This window comes from Nonomuraea sp. NPDC050022 (genome assembly GCF_044460705.1).
Lineage (GTDB): Bacteria > Actinomycetota > Actinomycetes > Streptosporangiales > Streptosporangiaceae > Nonomuraea.
Map to the genome: position 1 here is coordinate 528,694 of NZ_JBITKE010000002.1, position 15,060 is coordinate 543,753.

18 protein-coding genes are annotated in these 15,060 nt (G+C 69.2%); 13 read left to right on the forward strand and 5 right to left on the reverse strand.

Translation table 11 applies throughout. From position 1 onward, the window contains the following. The first annotated feature begins 66 nt into the window (after positions 1–66). Complete coding sequence (gene ald, locus ACIBO2_RS08965) at positions 67–1,188, forward strand: alanine dehydrogenase (RefSeq protein ID WP_397296104.1); 1,122 nt, start codon at positions 67–69, stop codon at positions 1,186–1,188. 23 nt (positions 1,189–1,211) lie between these two features. On the opposite strand, the gene ACIBO2_RS08970 is transcribed toward ald, so the two are convergent. Next, positions 1,212–1,793, reverse strand: coding sequence for a DinB family protein (locus tag ACIBO2_RS08970; RefSeq protein ID WP_358551081.1), 582 nt, complete (start codon positions 1,791–1,793; stop codon positions 1,212–1,214). Between the two features lie 93 nt (positions 1,794–1,886). Between ACIBO2_RS08970 and ACIBO2_RS08975 the strand changes: the two genes are divergently transcribed. From ACIBO2_RS08975 to ACIBO2_RS09005, 7 genes are all read left to right on the forward strand, one after another. Further along, a complete protein-coding gene (locus ACIBO2_RS08975; protein WP_358551079.1) occupies positions 1,887–2,441 on the forward strand; it encodes an isochorismatase family cysteine hydrolase in 555 nt (184 codons plus the stop codon). 118 nt (positions 2,442–2,559) lie between these two features. Then, positions 2,560–2,745: a hypothetical protein gene (locus ACIBO2_RS08980; RefSeq protein ID WP_358551077.1), complete on the forward strand. Its 186-nt coding sequence runs from the start codon at positions 2,560–2,562 to the stop codon at positions 2,743–2,745. A gap of 207 nt (positions 2,746–2,952) precedes the next feature. Then, entirely contained in the window at positions 2,953–3,084 is a 132-nt protein-coding gene (locus ACIBO2_RS08985; RefSeq protein ID WP_358551075.1) for a hypothetical protein, read from the forward strand. A 28-nt stretch (positions 3,085–3,112) separates the two neighbouring features. Next, the gene (locus ACIBO2_RS08990) at positions 3,113–3,382 is read left to right on the forward strand and encodes a metal-sensitive transcriptional regulator (protein ID WP_358551073.1); all 270 of its coding nucleotides are present in this window, start codon (positions 3,113–3,115) and stop codon (positions 3,380–3,382) included. Between the two features lie 82 nt (positions 3,383–3,464). Beyond that, positions 3,465–4,796, forward strand: coding sequence for a rhodanese-like domain-containing protein (locus ACIBO2_RS08995; protein ID WP_397296107.1), 1,332 nt, complete (start codon positions 3,465–3,467; stop codon positions 4,794–4,796). 28 nt (positions 4,797–4,824) lie between these two features. Continuing rightward, positions 4,825–5,385 (forward strand): rhodanese-like domain-containing protein, encoded by a 561-nt coding sequence (locus ACIBO2_RS09000; RefSeq protein ID WP_397296109.1) that lies wholly within the window; start codon positions 4,825–4,827, stop codon positions 5,383–5,385. A 70-nt stretch (positions 5,386–5,455) separates the two neighbouring features. Then, positions 5,456–6,373 carry a sulfite exporter TauE/SafE family protein gene (locus tag ACIBO2_RS09005; RefSeq protein WP_358551067.1) on the forward strand — a complete coding sequence of 306 codons (918 nt, stop codon included), beginning with the start codon at positions 5,456–5,458 and terminating at the stop codon, positions 6,371–6,373. 161 nt (positions 6,374–6,534) lie between these two features. On the opposite strand, the gene ACIBO2_RS09010 is transcribed toward ACIBO2_RS09005, so the two are convergent. After that, positions 6,535–7,464, reverse strand: a complete 930-nt coding sequence (locus tag ACIBO2_RS09010) for an oxidoreductase (protein ID WP_358551065.1) — start codon at positions 7,462–7,464, stop codon at positions 6,535–6,537. Positions 7,465–7,545: 81 nt separating this feature from the next. Between ACIBO2_RS09010 and ACIBO2_RS09015 the strand changes: the two genes are divergently transcribed. The 3 genes from ACIBO2_RS09015 to ACIBO2_RS09025 all read left to right on the forward strand — a co-directional run bounded on the left by ACIBO2_RS09015 (position 7,546) and on the right by ACIBO2_RS09025 (position 10,095). After that, complete coding sequence (locus tag ACIBO2_RS09015) at positions 7,546–8,190, forward strand: TetR family transcriptional regulator (protein WP_358551064.1); 645 nt, start codon at positions 7,546–7,548, stop codon at positions 8,188–8,190. 67 nt (positions 8,191–8,257) lie between these two features. Continuing rightward, positions 8,258–9,088, forward strand: a complete 831-nt coding sequence (locus ACIBO2_RS09020) for a helix-turn-helix transcriptional regulator (protein WP_358551062.1) — start codon at positions 8,258–8,260, stop codon at positions 9,086–9,088. A gap of 44 nt (positions 9,089–9,132) precedes the next feature. Then, positions 9,133–10,095, forward strand: coding sequence for a zinc-binding dehydrogenase (locus tag ACIBO2_RS09025; RefSeq protein ID WP_358551060.1), 963 nt, complete (start codon positions 9,133–9,135; stop codon positions 10,093–10,095). 251 nt (positions 10,096–10,346) lie between these two features. Here ACIBO2_RS09025 and ACIBO2_RS09030 read toward each other — a convergent pair whose 3' ends face one another. The 3 genes from ACIBO2_RS09030 to ACIBO2_RS09040 all read right to left on the reverse strand — a co-directional run bounded on the left by ACIBO2_RS09030 (position 10,347) and on the right by ACIBO2_RS09040 (position 12,694). Next, positions 10,347–11,291 (reverse strand): hypothetical protein, encoded by a 945-nt coding sequence (locus ACIBO2_RS09030; protein ID WP_397296112.1) that lies wholly within the window; start codon positions 11,289–11,291, stop codon positions 10,347–10,349. 188 nt (positions 11,292–11,479) lie between these two features. Further along, positions 11,480–11,773, reverse strand: coding sequence for a hypothetical protein (locus ACIBO2_RS09035; RefSeq protein ID WP_358551056.1), 294 nt, complete (start codon positions 11,771–11,773; stop codon positions 11,480–11,482). 213 nt (positions 11,774–11,986) lie between these two features. Beyond that, positions 11,987–12,694 (reverse strand): DUF3105 domain-containing protein, encoded by a 708-nt coding sequence (locus ACIBO2_RS09040; RefSeq protein ID WP_358189138.1) that lies wholly within the window; start codon positions 12,692–12,694, stop codon positions 11,987–11,989. A gap of 121 nt (positions 12,695–12,815) precedes the next feature. Here ACIBO2_RS09040 and ACIBO2_RS09045 point away from each other — a divergent pair, with 121 nt between their 5' ends. After that, on the forward strand, positions 12,816–13,469 hold the full coding sequence (locus ACIBO2_RS09045) for a DUF305 domain-containing protein (protein WP_358551054.1): 654 nt from the start codon (positions 12,816–12,818) through the stop codon (positions 13,467–13,469). Between the two features lie 120 nt (positions 13,470–13,589). After that, positions 13,590–15,032, forward strand: a complete 1,443-nt coding sequence (locus tag ACIBO2_RS09050) for an NAD(P)/FAD-dependent oxidoreductase (RefSeq protein ID WP_358551052.1) — start codon at positions 13,590–13,592, stop codon at positions 15,030–15,032. The last annotated feature ends 28 nt before the right edge of the window (positions 15,033–15,060 follow it).

A 15,060-nucleotide genomic window follows, 5' to 3' on the forward strand; every position in this document is an offset into this window, starting at 1 on the left:
CTTACGGCGGTCGAGAAGAAAGTGACGCCGCCTGAAGGCAGGGGTTTCCACGCTCAAGGAGTCTCGATGAAGGTCGGCGTTCCCCGCGAGGTCAAGGACAACGAATACCGCGTCGCGCTCACCCCCGCGGGCGTCCACGAACTGGTACGGCACGGCCACCAGGTCCACGTCGAGCACGACGCGGGCCTCGGCTCGTCGATCCCCGACGCCGACTTCGCGGCGGCCGGTGCCGTCATACTCGACCAGGTCGACGACGTCTGGGCCGAGAGCGACCTGGTGCTGAAGGTGAAGGAGCCGATCGCCGAGGAATACCACCGGATGCGCAAAGGCCAGATCCTGTTCACCTACCTCCATCTGGCCGCCTCCCGGGCCTGCACCAAGGCGATGCTCGACTCGGGCGTCACCGGAGTCGCCTATGAGACCGTACAGACGCCGAACGGCGCCCTCCCCCTGCTCGCCCCCATGTCGGAGGTCGCGGGACGGCTCGCGCCTCAGGTCGGCGCGTACCATCTGATGCGCTCGCAGGGCGGCAGAGGCGTGCTGATGGGCGGCGTGTCAGGCGTGCGCGCGGCCCACGTCGTGGTGATCGGCGCGGGCGTGTCGGGCATGAACGCCGCCGCCATCGCGCTCGGCATGCAGGCCGAGGTGCTCCTCCTCGACAAGAACATCGACAAACTCCGCCAGGCCGACATGATCTACCAGGGCCACTGCCAGACGGTCGCCTCCAACACCCTGGAGATCGAGAGCGCCGTACGCGAGGCCGATCTGGTCATCGGCGCGGTCCTGGTGCCCGGCGCGAAGGCGCCCAAGCTGGTGACCAACGAGCTCGTCAGCCGGATGAAGCCCGGCTCCGTGCTGGTCGACATCTCGATCGACCAGGGCGGCTGCTTCGAGGACTCCCGGCCCACCACGCACGCGGAGCCGACGTACCAGGTGCACGAGTCGGTCTTCTACTGCGTGGCCAACATGCCGGGCGCGGTCCCGTACACCTCGACGTTCGCCCTGACGAACGTCACGCTCCCGTACGCCCTGGCCATCGCCGACCGGGGCTGGGCACCGGCCATGCGCCAGGACCGGGCGCTCGCGCTGGGGCTGAGCACGCACGAGGGCCGCCTGACCAGCCAGCCGGTGGCGGAGGCCCACGGGTTGGCATGGACGCCGTTGGAAGACGTACTGACCCGAGCATGACCAGGCGACCGCTGAGCACCTGATTACTGACCTATGCGGCCGTCGATGCGCTCGCGCAGCAGGTCGGCATGACCCATGTGTCGGGCGTACTCCCAGATCATTCCGAGCGCCGCCTCGCGCAGCGACATCAGCCCTCCACCGCTGCCATGCAGATTCGCGGCATCGTCGGCGGTGATGTCGAGACTGGGCGCCTCGGCCATGAACCGCTCGGCGAAGTCCACCTCCGCACGCCATGCCTCCCACGCCTCCGCCACGACCTTGGGGTCGGCGACAGCGCCATCGAAGTCACCGTCGCGGTCGGTCTCGGAGGTGAACAGCTTGGGGACGTCCTGTCCGGCCATCAGCACCCGGAACGTCCCACGCTCCACCTCGGCCAGGTGCCGCACCAGGCCCAGGAGCGACATCGTCGACGGCTCAACGGACCGCCGCGCCATGGCCTCCGCGTCGAGATCCGCGCATTTCATCTCCAAGGTGAGGCGTGCGCAGCGCAGGTTTTCGATCAGCGTGGTGCGCTCGTCGCCCAGCGTTGGCCCGTTCTCACGTGGGTCGTCGTCGGATGGCTTGCCGTCCGCGGTGAACATGTCGGCTCGTCGTGTGGTTGCCATGGCCGCCATCTTGGGCGAAGCGCCTGGCGGCCGACAACTGATTAACGATCCCTAGACTCATGGTCATTCGCCGTAACTCACGGAAGGACGACAGTGGCCAAGACCGCTCTCCTGGTGATGGATGTCCAACGGGTCATCGTGGACCGCTACCCGGACCCCGCCTACCTGCCGCGCCTGCGCGAGGCGATCGACGCCGCCCGGGCCGCCGGCCTCCCGGTGATCTACGCGGCCGTCGGGTTCCGTCCCGGATATGCGGAGATCAGTCCCCGCAACAAGATGTTCGGCGCGATCGCCCGCATGGGGGGAATCGCCGGAAACGAGCAAGCCATGGAGATCCATCCGGACGTGGTGCCGGAGCCTGGCGACGTCGTCGTCACGAAGAAGCGGGTCAGCGCCTTCGCCGGCAGCGACCTCGACATGGTCCTGCGGGCAGGCGAGATCGATCACCTGGTCCTCACCGGCATCGCCACGAGCGGCGTCGTGCTGTCCACCCTGCGCCAAGCGGCCGACCTGGACTTCCAGCTCACCGTCCTGTCCGACGCCTGCCTCGACTCCGATCCCGAGGTGCACCGGGTGCTCGTGGAAAAGGTGTTCCCCGGCCAGGCGGACGTCACCACCGTGGCCGAGTGGGTGGCGACGACCAAGTGATCCGAGGCCGCTTCTATGGCAGCTGGGTGCCGGCGGCCCATTGATCCGAGGCTGTTTGCGTCCCTGACATCTGTTTTCCTGACACCCCGACGGGTACGCCGGGGTGATGCACGAGCCCATGGCAGAGCGGATACGACGACGCGCCGAGCACCTGCTGCCCGAGGAACAGGCAGCAGGCAGCGACGACACCGAGATGCAGGCGGCAAGCATCCTCGCCGACTCCGACGCCCGCGAGGAGTACGCGGAATCAACACCCGATCTACGGATCGACCACCGCACCTCCGAGGAGACCGTCGACCCTTGACGCGCTCTCCGGTGCGAACGCCGGAGATTCAGCCTGTGCCGTCGGGGCCCGGCTGGGGCTGGACGCGCGCCCGACTCCCAGGACCGCCCCGGCGTCCTCTCTGTGCAACGCGCAGGCCGGGGTGTCCGCACACCAGGTGGTGAATTCGGTGAAGACCTGTTCCAGGACGGGCAGGGTCGGCAGTGTCCGGTCGCGCCAGCCGTCGGCGTGGTTGATCGTCCTGTCCAGCTGCGCAGGGAGCTGACCGCCTTCGGCCGCAAGCGGCTGGGTACGGTCGCTCCGAAGGAGATCGCCTTCGAAAGGAAGCTCGCCGCCCCGGCGAGACCAGATTTGCACTGATGGGTACCCCTGGGGGTATATTTGAGACATGGAGCTGAACGAGGGCATGGTGGGTGACGCGCTGACCCGGCTGAAGCGGGCACACGGCCAGTTGGCCGGGGTCATCGCGATGATCGAGGCCGGCGAGGACTGCACGAAGGTGCTGACCCAACTGGCGGCCGTCTCCAAGGCTCTCGACCGTGCCGGCTTCAAAATCGTGGCGACCGGGCTAAGGCACTGCCAGGACGCCCAGAACCGCGGCGATCAGCCGGCTATGAGCGTCGCCGAGCTGGAGAAGCTCTTCCTGGCGCTCGCCTGACACCCGCGGCCACGGCAGACGCCGAGGCCGCACTTTTTTGACCCATCGATACCCCCCCGGGTATAGAAGGAGTGAATGGACCATGGATGTCATGTTGTTCCGGACGCTTGGCCTGGGCGACCAGACCTACCTGCTGACACACGAGGGCAAGGGCGTCCTCGTGGATCCCCAGCGCGACATCGACCGCTTCCTGCGGGCCGCCGCCGAACGGGACGTGGACCTGCGGTTCGTGCTGGAGACCCACCTGCACAACGACTACGTCTCCGGCGGCGAGCAGGCCGCGCTGCGCACCGGCGCCGAGCTGGTGCTGCCTGCCGCCGCGGCCCCCTCCTATCGGCACACACCCGCCTTCCACCTGGAGGAGATCAACGGCGGTGGCCTGACGATCCGGCCCATACACACGCCCGGCCACACCCCCGAGCACACCAGCTACCTGGTGCTCATCGACGGCGAGCCGGTCGCGCTGTTCTCCGGCGGCAGCCTGCTCGTCGCCTCGGCCGGCCGTCCCGACCTACTCGGCCCCGAGCGCGCCCGCTCTCTGGCCCGCCTTCAGCACGGCTCGCTGCACCGCCTGGCAGCACTGCCGCCCGGCATCGCCCTGTATCCGACCCACGGCGAGGGCTCGTTCTGCACCGTCACCGGTGCGGGCAGGCTGACCTCCACCATCGGCGCGGAGCTGAAGGACAACCCGATGCTGGCCATCGAGGGGCCCGACGAGCTGGCCGATACGCTGCTGGCCGCGCCCATGCCCATCCCGGCTTTCTACAAGTTCATGGGTCCGGCCAACACCCTCGGTGTGCCGCCCATGCCCCCCGCCCGAGTGGCTGAGCTCGACCAGCCCGCGCAGGGCAGCCACGTCGTCGACATCCGGCCCCGCCAGGTCCAGGCGCGCGGCATGCTGCCCGGCTCCCTCGGCATCGAACTGGACGACGACTTCGGCAGTTGGACGGGATGGCTGCTGCCGTACGCCAAGCCGATCACGCTGGTCGCCGAGCCCGGCCAGGACGTCGCCGAGGCCGTCACCCAGCTCGCCCAGATCGGCATCGACACCGTCCAGGGCGTCGTGCGCAACCTGGGCGAGGCCGCCACGCAGACCTACCAGCTGGCCGCGCTCGACGCCTTCGTCAAAATGCTGATCCAGCCGACCGCCCAACTGCTGGACGTACGGATGCCCACCGAACGGGAGCAGACCCGGCTGGCGGGCGCGGTGGAGCGCTTCCTGCCCGACCTGTTGACCCAGGGGACCCCCGGCAAGCTCGACCCTGCCCGTCCGGTCCTCATCGCCTGCGCCTCCGGCCGGCGCGCCGCCATTGCCGCCGGACTCCTCGCCCGCGAGGGATACCGGCCGATCGCGCTCACCGGCGCGGGAGTTCCCGAGGTCGTCGCTTCGCTCCGCGAGCGAAACGCCGCCTGACCACCAAGACCAAGCCAGGAGAAACCCCGTGTCCCACATCGACGCCGCCACCGTCCGCTCGCTGATCGCGGCCAACCCCGACGTGCTCGTCGTGGATGTACGCACCCCGGCCGAGTTCGAGTCCGCGCACATCGACGGCGCCATCAACCTGCCGCTCGACCAGGTCGACGCCCACCTGCGGCGCATCGTCGCCGACGCGGGCGGGCGCATGCTGCTCATCTGCCAGTCCGGCAACCGCGCCGAACGTGCGAGGTCGGCGCTGAGCGGCGCCGGTCTGGACGACGTCGCGGTCCTTGACGGCGGCATGAACGCCTGGATCGCCTCCGGAGCGCCGGTCAACCGCGGCCGGGCGCGCTGGCCGCTGGAGCGGCAGGTCCGGCTCATCTCCGGGAGCATCGTGCTCGCCTCGGTCGTGGCGAGCCTCTGGATCCCGGCCACGGTGCTCATCGCCGCGTTCATCGGGGCGGGCCTGGCGTTCGCAGCCGTCACCGACACCTGCGCCATGGGCATGCTGCTGGCCCGGCTGCCCTACAACCGGACGGACGGCGCGGACGTCGAGGCCGCCATCGCGCGCCTGCGCCGAATCTGAGCAGAGACGGACCCCTGACCTCCGACCCGCCGGGCCAATCCATCAAACCCTTATACCCCCGGGAGTATTGGTGATCGTCTTGACCCTTGCTGCCGCTGCCGTGATCGGCGTGACGCTCGGCCTGTTCGGCGGCGGCGGGTCCATCCTCACCGTGCCGGTGCTGGTCTACCTCGTCGGCGTGCCAGCCAAGCAGGCCATCGCCATGTCGCTGTTCGTCGTGGCGATCACCAGCGCGGTCAGCGCCGTCGGCCACGCCCGGGACGGGCGCATCCGCTGGCGTACCGGGCTGATCTTCGGCGCGGCCGGCATGGCGGGCGCGTACGGCGGCGGGCTGATCGGCCCGTACCTGCCCGAGACGCTGCTCATGGCGGCCTTCGCGGCCATGATGCTCGCCACGGCCGTGGCCATGATCCGCAACCGCCGCATCCCCGCCGCCAAGCCTCAGCGTCGCGAACTGCCCGTCCCGCATGTGATCACTGAAGGCGTGGTCGTCGGCCTGGTGACCGGGCTAGTCGGCGCGGGCGGCGGGTTCCTCGTGGTGCCCGCGCTGGTGCTGCTCGGCGGTCTGCCCATGGGGGTGGCGGTGGGCACCTCGCTGCTCGTCATCGCCATGAAGTCCCTGGCCGGCCTGGCCGGCTACCTGCACAGCACGCTCGTCGACTGGTCGATTGCGCTACCGGTGACCGCGGCGGCCGTGGCCGGTGGGCTCCTCGGCGGCTGGCTCGCCGGCCGGATCAACGCCGACCGCCTGCGCACGGCGTTCGGCTGGTTCGTGCTGGCGATGGGCGCCTTCGTCCTCGTCCAACAGACGCCGCCCGCGCTGCTGCACAGCACCTGGAGCGCCGTGCTCACGGCCATCGCGGTGGTGACGGTCGCCGTCACGCTCATGCTGAGGCGCAGACGCCGGTCAATCGTGCGGAACTCGGCTTCGTCGAGTGCTCAGTCCAGCGGCTGTAGCGGGACTTCAAGCCGTCCCAGTCGAGCATGAAGTGCTTCATGTCAGGAGACTCCACGCCCAGGTGGGGTGGACGATAGCGCTTTTGCCGCGCGCATTGTCTGGAGTGAGCAATGCGATTCACCCCGCCGCCGCTGGGGGCAGCGCACGGAGTTCGACGATCACGAACTGTAGAGGCAGGGGCACGCTCAGACTCAGCCAGTGACCGGAAGCGCGTACCGCACGGCGGTCAGCCGTTCCGACAACTCCCACAGCCGGCGTCCGGTCTCGGCGTCGGCGGCGGCCGGGGCCAGTCGCACCCGTGTTGGCGCGCCACGCAGTTCGCCCATGCCGTCCGGCCCGAAGAACTGCCCGCCGGACGCGTTCGGGGCGGTGGCCGCGTACAGCTGGGGCAGTGCGCCCCGGTCCGGGGGCTGGGCGAGCGGGGTGAGGATACGGCCGTACAGCATTTTCACCATGCCGACCGGTGCGCTCGTCTGCAGGTTGGTGGCGGTGTAGCCGGGGTGGGCGAGCATGCTGGCCACCGGGCTGCCGGCGGCGGTCAGGCGGCGGTGGAGTTCCCAGCCGAAGACCGCGTTGGCGAATTTCGACTGGTTGTAGAACCTCATCGGCGCGTACGCGCGCTCACCGGACAGGTCCTCGAAGAACAAGCGGCCCTGCCGGTGGTTGGCCGAGCTGACGGTGACCACGCGGGGGTCGTCGCCGTCGGCCAGGAGGTCGAGCAGCAGGCCCGTGAGGGCGAAGTGGGCAAGATGGTTGACGGCGAACTGCAGCTCGTGGCCCTGCGCGCTGAGGGTACGGGGTGGCGCCATGACGCCGGCGTTGTTGATGAGCACGTCCAGCCGCGCGTGGTCGGAGCGCAACCCGTCGGCGAAGGCGCGGACGGAGTCCAGATCGGCCAGATCGAGGCGGCGTACCTCCAGACGGGCGCCCGGCTGCTCAGCGACGATCTTCGCGACCGCCTGGCGGGCCTTGAGCTCGTCGCGTACGGCGAGGATGACGTGCCCGCCCTTGCGGGCGAGCGCTTGGGTGGTCGCCAGGCCGAGGCCGCTGGTGGCTCCGGTGACGACGAACGTCCGGTTGGTCTGGTCCGGAATATGCGCGGAGGTCCAGGATTCAATCACACGACACACGCTGCCCTTAGAGGCACTGAGTGTCAAGTTGCGCTTCCGTGCTACCAGCGGCATGGGATGTAAGGTGGGCTGGTGACCATTCGCCCCGAAGTGAGCCTGGCCCAGCGCAAACGTCAGCTCGTCTCTGACGAGCTGACACAGGCGGCGCTGAATCTGCTGACCCGGAAAGGGTTCGACGCGGTCACGGTCGACGAGATCGTGACCGCCGCAGGCGTTTCCCGACGCACGTTCTTCCGATATTTCGCTTCAAAGGAGGACGTGGTGGTCCAGTTCTTGGCCGAGATGGGCGCCGGCATGCGTGCGGAGTTGGCGGCCCGCCCCGCCGAGGAGCCGCCATCGGCCGCACTGCGGCACACCGTCTGGGCCTCCGTCAATGCCTGCGCCAGCCATGCCGACCGGGCGCTGCGCGTGGTGCAGCTGATTCTGGACACACCGGCCCTGCTCGCCCGCTTCCTGGAGCGCCAGGCGCAGTGGCGTGCGGAGTTGACGGCGGAGCTGGCCCACCGGCTGGGACTCGACCCCGCGGCCGACCTGTACCCGCACATGGCGGCCGGGATGGCGCTGACCGCTTTCGACGCCGTGCTGCGGCGGTGGAGCGACAGCGACGGTTCCGAGGACCCCACCGCCCTGATCGACCAGGCTTTCGCCGTGATCGCGCCGGCGCTGGACACTGTCGTAGGACAACAGCCGCTATCCACAGGCCGGCCAGCAGAGTGAAGCCGTCCTCACTTGCGCCCGCCAGCGGCAGTCGGAAGCCGGTTCTGTAGTCGCCTATGGTGTGTTCGTGACTGCCAGTCCAGACCGCCGTGACCAGCTCAAAGAGTTTCTGCGTGCCAAGCGGGAAGCTCTCTCCCCCGCCGACGTCGGTATGCCCGCCGGAGGGCGCCGCCGTACTCCGGGACTGCGCCGGGAAGAGGTGGCAGTGCTCGCCGGGGTGGGAGTGTCCTGGTACACCTGGCTGGAGCAGGGACGCGACATCAAGGTCTCCGATGCCGTGCTGGACGCGGTCGCCCGCGTGCTGAAGCTTGACGAAGCCGAGCGGGCGCACCTGTACGTACTCGCCGGGCTGAATCCACCGGACCCCGCAGGCCGGCCGGGCGCGCCGGTGAGCGAGCAGTTGCGCGCGGTACTGGACGCATGGATGCCCAATCCGGCGCACGTACTGGATCGGCACTACAACCTGGTGGCCATGAACGACGCCGCCAGGTGGGTGTTCGGATTCGACGACGATGTCCGGAACTGCATGGTGGCGTTCTTCACCCACCCGATCTACCGCGGCAGGTTCACCGAATGGCACGAGTTCGCCCCGGACATGGTGGCCGACTTCCGTGCCAGCGCGGCCCGCTATCACGACGATCCGGTGTTCGGCCAGATCGCCGACGAGCTGTGCGGCGCCAGTGCGGAGTTCGCCGAGCTGTGGGCCCGGCCGGACGTACGCTCCCGCTCCCAGGGGATCAAGGCGATCACCCACCCCGAGGCCGGGAACCTCACCTTCGAGTACTCGCTGTTCCGGCTGCCGGATCGTACGGACCTCAACGTGGTGCTGCACACACCGCATCCCGACACCGACACCAAGGAGAAGGTGGAAAGCCTGGTGGTGGCACACCCAGGATGAGCTGACACTGCCTTCCCGAAAGTCTTCCCACCACGATGGAAGACATGAAGGCAATCACGATTCCCGAATTCGGCAGTGCTGATGTCCTCCGCCTCGATGAGGTCGAGCTCCCCGAGCCCGGGCCAGGGCAGGTCTCCATCGACGTGGCCTACGCGGGCGCCAACTTCGCCGAGATCCTCTACCGGCAGGGCGTGGTGGACGTACCGCTGCCCTTCGTGCCCGGCATCGAGGTGTCCGGCCGCATCCGGGCGCTCGGCCCCGGCGTCGAGGGGCTGCGTGTGGGCCAGTCGGTCGCCGCGCTGACGATCGTCGACAGCGGCGGCTACGCGGAGGTGGTGACTACCTCCGCCGACCTGGTGGCCCCGTTGGACGGCTACGACCTGGGGCTGGGCGTAGCGGCGGCGCTGCCCTCCAACAGCACCACCGCGTTCCTCGTACTCGACCGGGTAGCCCGCATCGAACCAGGCGAAACCGTGCTCGTGCACGCCGCCGCAGGAGGCGTGGGCAGCCAGCTCGGCCAGGCCGCCCGGCTGCTGGGCGCGGGCCGCGTGGTGGGCACCGTGGGCAGCCCCGCCAAGATCGAGACCGCCAAGGCGTTCGGCTACGACGAGGTCGTGCTGCGCGAGCAGGTGGCCGAGGCCGGTCGGTTCGACGTCGTGGTGGACATGGTCGGCGGTACGGCACGACGCACCAGCCTGGACCTGCTCGCGCCGATGGGCCGGATGGTGGTGATGGGCAACGCCTCCGGCGCCGAGGACGTCGGGATCTCGGCCGACGAACTGTGGTTCACCAACAAGACGGTCTCCGGGTTCAACCTGGCCGCGTTCTCCGCCGCTTTCCCGGCAGAGGCGGGTCGGGCGCTGAACCGGGCTGTCGCGGCGGCCGCCAGCGGGGAGCTTCGGGTGCAGGTGGAGTCGCTACGGCTGGAGCAGGCCGCAGAGGCGCACCGCCGCATCGAGTCCGGCCGTACGACCGGCAAGCTCGTGCTCGAAGTCGAACGAATCTGACGTTTGCTCGCTCCGCCTCGCTCAAAGACCTTGGCCAGGCCGTGGCGGTTCTCTGTGGATGCACTCCGGCATCGCTTGTACCTCTCCGCTTGTACGGCTCTGTCCCCATGGCATTCACTCCCACGGGACGACTCCATTGCACATGCGTGGCCTGCCGGTTCGGCAACTGGCGACGCTCCGGTCACTCGCGGGTCTCCGGCGACCGGTCGGAATAGCCGTGGCAGGCCGGCGCCGACCAGGCGGCCCGGCACTCAGCCCGCTTCGTCGAACAGCCCTTGGAGGGTCTGGGCGGTGGCCGCTCGGGCGAGCCAGGTCTCGAGTTGGGCAAGGTCCGTGCAAGTGACGATCCGGGTGCTCACCTCGTCGGGAACGTTGAAGCCACGGGCAGCCAACACGAGCAGCACCGACCTGCCGGCCTCTTCCGCCTTGCCCTCTGTCCTGCCCTCCGCCTTACCTTCTGCCTTACCTTCGGCCTTACCTTCGGCCTTGCCTTCTGCCTTACCGTCTGCTTTGCCGCGGCCGTAGTGCTCGCGGGCGAAGGGGCTGTAGACCGGCCATTTGGTGGACGCGGACTTCATGATCTCCTCCAGGAGGCAGCGGATGGCGGGCGTGGACATGCTGTATGCGTATTCATAGTAATCCGGAGCGTGTTCGTCGGTCACGTCCGCCAGGGCGGTGGCGAACGCCTCGACGACCTTGGGGTCGCGGCCGTGCACCATGACCGACATGGCCGCGAGGTCGGGGTGCGCGGCGGCCTCTTGGGGGTCGGTGATGGCCGGGATGTCGTCCGGCCCCAGCACCCAGGGTCGCAGGCGGTAGCCGGTCAGCCCGGACTCGATCGGCTGCGCATAGTCCTCGGCGACTCTGCGGTCGGGACAGACGACCAGGACCGAGACGTCGCAGCCCAGCATCAGCCACAGGGCGGCGGCGTAACGGGCGAACTGCCGGGGGTTCTTGGTCTTGTCCTGCTGGATCTCCACGATGATGGCGTGGACGGGCGATTGTGGTGGCCCCAGCACCAGAACCAGGTCGGCCTCGATGTCATCGGAAGGGCGGGTGTTGAAGGTGCTCGTCTCCCGCCGGATCAGCGGAGTGGCGGGCAGGTCCACCCCCAGGAAGTCACGCAGGATCTCCACCGCCAGTTGAGGGCGGTGGGCGAACAGCTTGACGAGGGTGTCATGTGGAGGGGATGGCATGACACTCATTGTTACATCAAGAGCACGCAAAGTGACGATCATTCGCCTACCTCCGGCCCTGCCCGGACGTCAAGGCGCCACAGCGCGTTCCCGTAGTACTCCAGTGACACCGCCCACGGATACCCGCGGTCTTCATCAGAGCCATCAGCGGCCTCTCCGTGGGTGCGGAGCAGTGCTAGAAGGCCAGTTCACCGGTGGTCAGGTTGCGGCGGCGGATCAGCAGCCCCCGGTATCCCTCGGCGGTGGTTTCGTCGATGCACCCAGACCCAGGCATACCAGCGCGATCCTATGGCGCCATGGCCGGCGCGGTAGCGGTGCCAGTGCCGATCGGCCACCCCGACGGCGATATCGGCGGCGCTGCTGTCGGTTCCATCCGGGTTCACCCGCCGGTTGCCCGCGATCGCCAGCACGTAGTCGACCCCGCGCTGCTCCAGCAGGCCGCATAGGCGCGGGTCCTGGCCGTAGACCTCATCACCCCCCACTGGGCCGACAGTCCAGCAGCCTGTGCCCCCGCGTCTGACAGCCGCGACGGGATCGCGTCCGGGGGTAGCGGGGGCTAGCAGGCCCCCGCCGAAAGGCGGAGCCCCACAAAAGACAGCCTGAGCGAAGAGCGAAGACCATGCTTTTCGGGGGTCGAAGGGGGCGGAGCCCCCTGGGAGGCGCCGCCCGACCGCCAGGGAGGCCCGAGCTTGGGGTTACTTGTTGGTGGGGCTGGGGCTGATCATTTCCGTGGGGGGCTGGCTGGCCTGCCCCTTGGGCTCCGGGGGGAGGGGGGCCTGGTCTGCGGTCGTGGTGATGGCGTCGGGGCCGCCGCAGATGGCGCCGGCTTCAGGGGTGTCCGGGCCGTTCTGGTACTTCTTGATGAACGCCGCGAGCTTCGGGTCGTCGGCCTTGTCGAGCTTCAGCTGGTGGCCCCAGGAGGATGCCACGACCGGAGCGGGCAGGTTCGGGTACGGGCTGACCAGCATGTAGTCCTGCTGCCCCGTCGAGGTGGCCGTCTTCTTCAGCGCGTCGACCTGCGCCTTCGGCAGGTCGGGGCGGTAGGTGATCCACAGGGCGCCGTGCTCCAGCGAGTGGACGGCGTGCTCGTTGTGGATCGGCTTGTCGTAGACCGCGCACTGCTGCCAGTAGTTGTTGTGCTGGCCACCGACCGGCGGGGTCTCCTTGTACGTGACCGTGTTCCAGACGTGCTGGCCCGCCTCGTACTTGTAGTTGGCCACATCCCCCAATGACGTCTCTTTGGCCTGCTTGACCAAGTAGAAACCGACCACTCCGACGAGCAGCACGATGACGAGTCCGCCTGCCCCCCACATCAACAGCGCGGCGCGGCGCTCCTTGCTCTTCTGCTGCGCTCGCATCTTCTGCAGATGCTCGCGCCGCGCCTGCGCCTTCTCCTTCGTCATCGTTCCTCCATCGGCATGCCAACTCCGGGTCACCCTATGCCCTAGTGCAGTATGCGGAGAATAAGAGCGTCTTAAGTGTCCGGACTCGTCTCGGCGATGAGATGGGTACGCTGGACGAGCCATGGAAAAGCCCGCCAAGAACTCACTGCTCATCGCCTGCGCCGTGCTCATACTCGCCGGAGCGGTGATCTTCCTCGTATGGGGTCGGAGCGGCACTCCCGGCGACGCCTCGGCGGAGGCCGGATTCGCTCGCGACATGGCCACGCATCACGCGCAGGCCGTCGACATGTCGTTCACGATCAGGGACAAGACGCAGTCCAAGGACATCCGGAACCTGGCCTACGACATCATCACCACCCAGTCCAACCAGCGGGGCATGTTCCAGGGGTGGTTGCAACAGTGGGAGCTCGACCAGGCCACCGACCGCCGGCCGATGGCCTGGATGGCCGGGCACGGGCACAGCGGGTCGGGGACGTCGGCCGCCCCCGCGGCCGTCCCCGTGGGCGGGTTGATGCCGGGCATGGCCTCGCCGGACCAGCTGACCAAGCTCAAGGAGTTGCAAGGTACGGCTGCCGAGGTGCTCTTCCTGCAGTTGATGATCCGCCATCATGAGGGCGGGGTGCAGATGGCCGAGGGTCTGCTGAAGCTGTCCACGCGGGACGAGGTGGTCAGCATGGCGCAGAAGATCGTCAATGGGCAGACCGGCGAGATCAAGCTCATGACCGAGATGCTCAAGCAGCGCGGCGCGCAGCCGTACCCGACCATCCTGAAGTGAGCGCAAGGCGTCTCAGGGCAATGGGCTGGATTGAGGCGGGCCTCAAGTGGGCTCGCGGCGCCAGGGACTGAGGCGGGGATGAAGTGAGCGCGCGGCGTCACGGATTGAGGCGGCCCTGAGGTGAGTGCCGACGCCGTTGTGGTGGGGTCCGGGCCGAACGGGCTTGTCGCCGCCGTGCTGCTGGCTCAGGCCGGGCGTGAGGTGCTGCTGCTGGAGGCGGCCGATCAGTTCGGCGGGGGGCTGCGGTCGGCTGAGGTGACGCTGCCCGGGCGGGTGCATGATCTGGGTGCGACCGTGATGGCGATGGCGCTGGCCTCTCCTGCTTTCAGGGAGCTCGGCATCAGTGGATCCGGCGCCAAAGAGCCCGGTCTCCATGTGGGAGAGTTCGGTTCGGTGGAGTTCGTGCATCCCGCTGTGGTCGCCGCTCATCCGCTCGACGATCGGCCCGCCGTGCTCGTGCACCGTGATGCCCGCCGTACCGCGACCGGTTTGGGGAGGGATGCGGCGGTATGGGAGCGGACGGTGGGGGCGGCGGCGCGGGCCGGGTTGCCGCTGGTCGATCTGCTGCTCAAGCCGCTCGGGCCCTGGGAGCCGCGGCCGCGGGTGTTCGCGCAGGCGGCCAGGTTCGGAGTGGCGGCGGGGCTCCCGGTCACCACGCTCGGGCGGCGGGCGTTCCGGACCGTCGAGGGGCGGGCGGTGCTCGCGGGCATGGCCGCCCACTCCATGCTCGACCTGCGCTCGCCCATGACGAGCGGGTACGGCCTGCTCCTGGCGGCCCTGGCGCACCTGGTGGGGTGGCCGGTGGTGAAGGGCGGGTCGCAGGTCCTGGCCGACGCCCTGGTGGCCAGGCTCAGGGCGCTGGGCGGGGAGGCGGTCACCGGGCATCGGGTACGTCACCTGCGGGAGCTGGATGCCGAGACGGTGGTGCTCGACGTGACCCCCCGGCAGTTCCTGACGATGGCCGAGCTGCCGGCCGGGTATCGCAGGGGGTTGGAGCGCTACCGGTACGGCCCAGGGGTGTTCAAGCTGGACTGGGCGCTCGACGGGCCCGTGCCGTGGCGGGATCCGGCGGTGGCGGCGGCCGGGACGGTGCATCTCGGGGGCACGCTGGAGGAGATCGCGCTCAGCGAGGCCGAGATGGCCCACGGGCGGCACTCACCGCGGCCGTACGTCCTGCTCGTGCAGCCGTACGCGGCCGATGACAGCCGGGGCGGGCACACGTTGTGGGCCTACTGTCATGTGCCGAACGGGTCCAGGGTCGACATGACGGACGCCATCGAGGGGCAGATCGAACGGTTCGCGCCGGGGTTCCGCGACCGGGTGCTGGCCAGGCACGCGATGGGGCCCGCCGAGCTGGAGGCGGCCAACCCCAACCTGGTGGGCGGCGACATCGGGGGCGGGCTGGCGAGCCTGGGGCAGTTCGTCAGGCGGCCGGTGTGGTCGGCGGCGCCCTGGCGGACGCCGCTGCCGGGGGTGTTCCTCTGCTCGGCGGCCACACCGCCCGGGGCGGCCGTGCACGGTATGGGCGGCTGGCAGGCCGCCCGCCTCGCGCTCACCGACTGAGAGCTCGAAGCCCTAAGAACCCGCAAGC

Coding starts and splice junctions, on each gene's coding strand:
- ald (WP_397296104.1), top strand. CDS start 67: ATGAAGGTCGGCGTTCCCCGCGAGGTCAAGGACAACGAATACCGCGTC.
- ACIBO2_RS08970 (WP_358551081.1), bottom strand. CDS start 1,793: ATGGCAACCACACGACGAGCCGACATGTTCACCGCGGACGGCAAGCCA.
- ACIBO2_RS08980 (WP_358551077.1), top strand. CDS start 2,560: ATGGCAGAGCGGATACGACGACGCGCCGAGCACCTGCTGCCCGAGGAA.
- ACIBO2_RS08990 (WP_358551073.1), top strand. CDS start 3,113: ATGGAGCTGAACGAGGGCATGGTGGGTGACGCGCTGACCCGGCTGAAG.
- ACIBO2_RS08995 (WP_397296107.1), top strand. CDS start 3,465: ATGGATGTCATGTTGTTCCGGACGCTTGGCCTGGGCGACCAGACCTAC.
- ACIBO2_RS09025 (WP_358551060.1), top strand. CDS start 9,133: ATGAAGGCAATCACGATTCCCGAATTCGGCAGTGCTGATGTCCTCCGC.
- ACIBO2_RS09030 (WP_397296112.1), bottom strand. CDS start 11,291: ATGCCATCCCCTCCACATGACACCCTCGTCAAGCTGTTCGCCCACCGC.
- ACIBO2_RS09040 (WP_358189138.1), bottom strand. CDS start 12,694: ATGACGAAGGAGAAGGCGCAGGCGCGGCGCGAGCATCTGCAGAAGATG.
- ACIBO2_RS09045 (WP_358551054.1), top strand. CDS start 12,816: ATGGAAAAGCCCGCCAAGAACTCACTGCTCATCGCCTGCGCCGTGCTC.